This is a genomic window from Synechococcus sp. (assembly GCF_982614295.1).
In genome coordinates this window covers 1-3,322 of record NZ_CEXBMR010000082.1, presented here as the reverse complement: position 1 = coordinate 3,322, position 3,322 = coordinate 1, and the positions used below count along the sequence as shown (strand labels likewise).

Genomic DNA, 3,322 nt, shown 5'->3' with positions numbered 1-3,322 from the left:
GCCTCAATTCCATAGCTGCGGCTAGCGCCGCCGGGCACCACTTTATGGAGAAATTCAAGCTCGTTTTCTTTTTCTAAAACAGCAACTTGAAAGTTACGCACATTGGTGCAGTTATTTGCCAGGGCATTTAGCTCGTGGTAGTGAGTGGCAAAAATGCAATTGGCAGCGATATGTATCGCTAGTTGTTCTGCCACTGCCCAAGCGATCGAAAGACCATCAAAAGTGGCGGTGCCGCGGCCAATTTCATCGAGCAATACCAATGATTTTGAGCTGGCATGCTGCAGGATATTGGCGGTTTCTGCCATTTCCACCATGAAGGTGGATTGACCACTGGCTAGATCATCTACAGCGCCAACCCTGGTAAAAAGTCTGTCTACGAGCCCCAAGCGAGCACTGCGGGCCGGAATCCAACTGCCCATTTGTGCCATCAATTGCAAAACCCCTGTTTGACGGATATAACAACTTTTACCGCTGGCATTAGGGCCTGTGAGCACGATCAAGTTGATCTGCTCCCCTAAAGCAATGCTATTTGACACAAACGATTTATCAGTTAGCAGCAGCTCCACAACCGGATGACGCCCCTCCTGAATTTCAAGGCAGCAACCCGTCACAATTTCAGGCTGGCAATAACCCTGGGTGGCGGCCAGTTCGGCTAGGCCGGCGAACACATCAAGTTCCGCCACTGCTTTTGCTGCTGAGCGGATTTCTGCGGCTGCTTCCCCCACCTGATGCCGCAATTTGCAAAATAGGTCGTATTCCCGTTGCTGGCTGCGGGCTTTTAGTTGCAAGATGCGGCCTTCCCGTTCTTTTAGTTCCGGTGTAAAAAAACGTTCTTCATTGCTAAGGGTTTGGCGGCGAATCCAATGCTCAGGCACCTGGCTGGCCTTTGCTCTTGTTACCGCAAGGAAATAACCAAAACTGCGGTGAAATTGCAATTTTAAATTTGTATTACCGCTTGCTTGCTGTTCTCTCTTTTCTACTTGAGCTAGCCAATTTTCCTGTTCATCGAGGCGGTTGCGTAGATCATCAAGTTGTTCATCAACGCCATCGTGTATCAAACCCCCTTCTGTAAGAGATAGGGCTGGATTATCTAATAGTTGATATCGCAGTAATTCAGCTAATGCGGCCAGTGTTGGCCGCGGCTGCAGCAGCGCTTGCAACGGCTCAGCCTGGCAGTTTTCCAGCAGGCTTGATAACAGCGGCATACGTTCAAGGCTGTCGGCTAAGGCCACTAGATCGCGGCCATTGGCATGGCCGGCGGCGCAGCGGCCCGCTAATCGCTCGAGATCGGCCATTGGCCTTAATAAACGCCGAACCGCTTGGCGTAATGGTCTTGCGGCCACAAACTCAGCCACCGCTTCCTGGCGCCATTTGATTGCTGTTTGGTTGAGCAGAGGTGCCTCTAGCCAACGCCGAAGGGCGCGAGCCCCCATTGCGGTGTGAGTGCGATCTAAAGCCCAAAGCAGGGAACCTTGAAATTGGCCATCCCGTTGGGTGGCCGTGAGTTCCAAGTTGCGACGGCTTTGCTGATCAATTACCAAGGCATCACCAGCAAATACGGTTACCGGACGCCCCAACGGCAATGTGCTCCCGGGTTGGCTGGCATCTAAGTAGGTGATCAAACCACCAGCAGCCCTAAGCGCTAGGGGGATCGCTGTTAAGCCAAGCCCTTCAAGGGATTGCACGCCATAACGCTGCTTGAGGCAGCGGCTGGCATGGCTGCTTTCAAAAGGGGTTCGCAGTTGGGGGGTGAGGCTTAAAAAGGGCGGGCACCAAGGGGGCATCGGATTTGCTTGGCCATGCTCAAGCCCTGGCAGCAGCAGTTCAGCGGCCTGCAACTGCGTTAATTCCTGCTGCAGGTCTGCAAGCCCTTCCCGTTCATAAACCTGGAATTCACCGGTGGATACATCTGCTACCGCTAAGCCCCAGCGTTCGTTTTCCAGCACCACTGCAGCCAACCAGTTGTTGCGTCGCGCCGCTAGCAAACCTTCCTCCAAAAGGGTGCCAGGGGTGAGAACTCGGGTGATTTCACGCCGCAGCAGAGCACCTTTTGCAGCGGTGGTTTCCACCTGATCGCATAGGGCCACCCCATAACCGCGCCGCACCAGCTCACTGCAATACCGCTCTGCTGCATGGTGAGGAATCCCAGCCATCGGCACCCGGCCATGGGCTTTACCCCCTTCTTTGCCAGTGAGAGTGAGCTCTAGTAGCTGGTTTGCCAGGAGGGCGTCTTCAAAAAAACATTCGAAAAAATCGCCCAGCCGGTAAAGCAAAATCCGTTCTGGATGGGCGGCTTTTAGCTCCACGTAGTGGCGCAGCATTGGCGGCAAAGCTGCTGGATCTACCAGGCTGTGGTGATGCCAAGGGGGCAGCTCATTACTTGAATCTGCGGCTGCAATATGTTCTTTGCTGGCTAGTGGCTTACTGCCCGGATGGCTGCGCCGCCGCGGTTTAACAGCATCAAAATCTTGTTTTAGATCTTCTTCGGGAGCTTCTTCTGCGGCGAACAGGCTGCCTTGAATTGCAGGTTCACTGCTAGCCACGCAAGAAATCGCTTTTTTTGATCGTAATCTGCTTCAGAATGATGAGATGAACACTCACGCCCAGAGCTATTGGCAGCGGCGCTTTGCTGTTGACAAGAATTTGCTTGAAGAGCAGCGTGAGCTTGCTTTGCAGCAGATCCGATTAGCTGCAGTTGCTTTGCGTGAGCGTTGGCCTCTAATTAAGTCGATATGGGTTTTTGGTTCAGTGCTTGGGGAAGGATTCCACGAAGAATCAGATATTGATTTGATGGTGGAGGGTTTACCTCCGCAAGATCTGTTAATGGCTATAAAACTTGTTGAAACCGATGTTTGTAGATCGGTGGATTTAAAGCGAGCAGAAGACATATCTATTGAGCTGCGTTTTCGCTTGTTGCGTATTAGTGAGGCGCTTTAAAAATGAAGCCAACCGATTTACTTGAACTAAACGACGACCTTCAAAGGGAAAGCGAACGGCTAGCTCGTTTAGTAAGCGGCGTGGAGCTTTTGTTGCCGCGGCTCGGGGAAGGAGGCGAGCTAGTGGAGGCGGCGGCATTGCGCTTGCATAGCTTCTACACAGCAGTTGAGCGCTGCTTACTTTTGATCAGCAGGGTTGTGAATGGTGGCACCCCAAGCAAAGGTGAAGGTTGGCATCGCCGGCTTTTGGAGCGAATGGCCACTGCAACAGAGCAACGCCCAGCTGTATTCAAAGAAGCTACCCAAGTAGGGCTTCAGGAGTATCTGCGTTTTCGGCATCTAGTGCGCAATCTCTATGCCGATGAACTGCGGCCAGAACCAATTGC

3 protein-coding genes are annotated in these 3,322 nt (G+C 52.6%); 2 read left to right on the top strand and 1 reads right to left on the bottom strand.

The features are described from left to right. Window positions 1-2,552: DNA mismatch repair protein MutS (gene mutS, locus AC2JC8_RS09850; RefSeq protein ID WP_484594655.1), on the bottom strand; the 2,552-nt coding region annotated here is incomplete at its 3' end. A 37-nt stretch (window positions 2,553-2,589) separates the two neighbouring features. On the opposite strand from mutS, the gene AC2JC8_RS09845 reads away from it, so the two are divergent. Both AC2JC8_RS09845 and AC2JC8_RS09840 read left to right on the top strand, forming a co-directional pair. Further along, a complete protein-coding gene (locus AC2JC8_RS09845) occupies window positions 2,590-2,937 on the top strand; it encodes a nucleotidyltransferase family protein (RefSeq protein ID WP_484594654.1) in 348 nt (115 codons plus the stop codon). 2 nt (window positions 2,938-2,939) lie between these two features. Next, window positions 2,940-3,322 (top strand): ribonuclease toxin HepT-like protein (locus AC2JC8_RS09840; RefSeq protein ID WP_484594653.1); only part of this gene is annotated, 383 nt, incomplete at its 3' end.

Excerpts from the sequence above, each read along its gene's own strand:
- AC2JC8_RS09845 (WP_484594654.1), top strand. The coding sequence starts at position 2,590 with ATGAACACTCACGCCCAGAGCTATTGGCAGCGGCGCTTTGCTGTTGAC.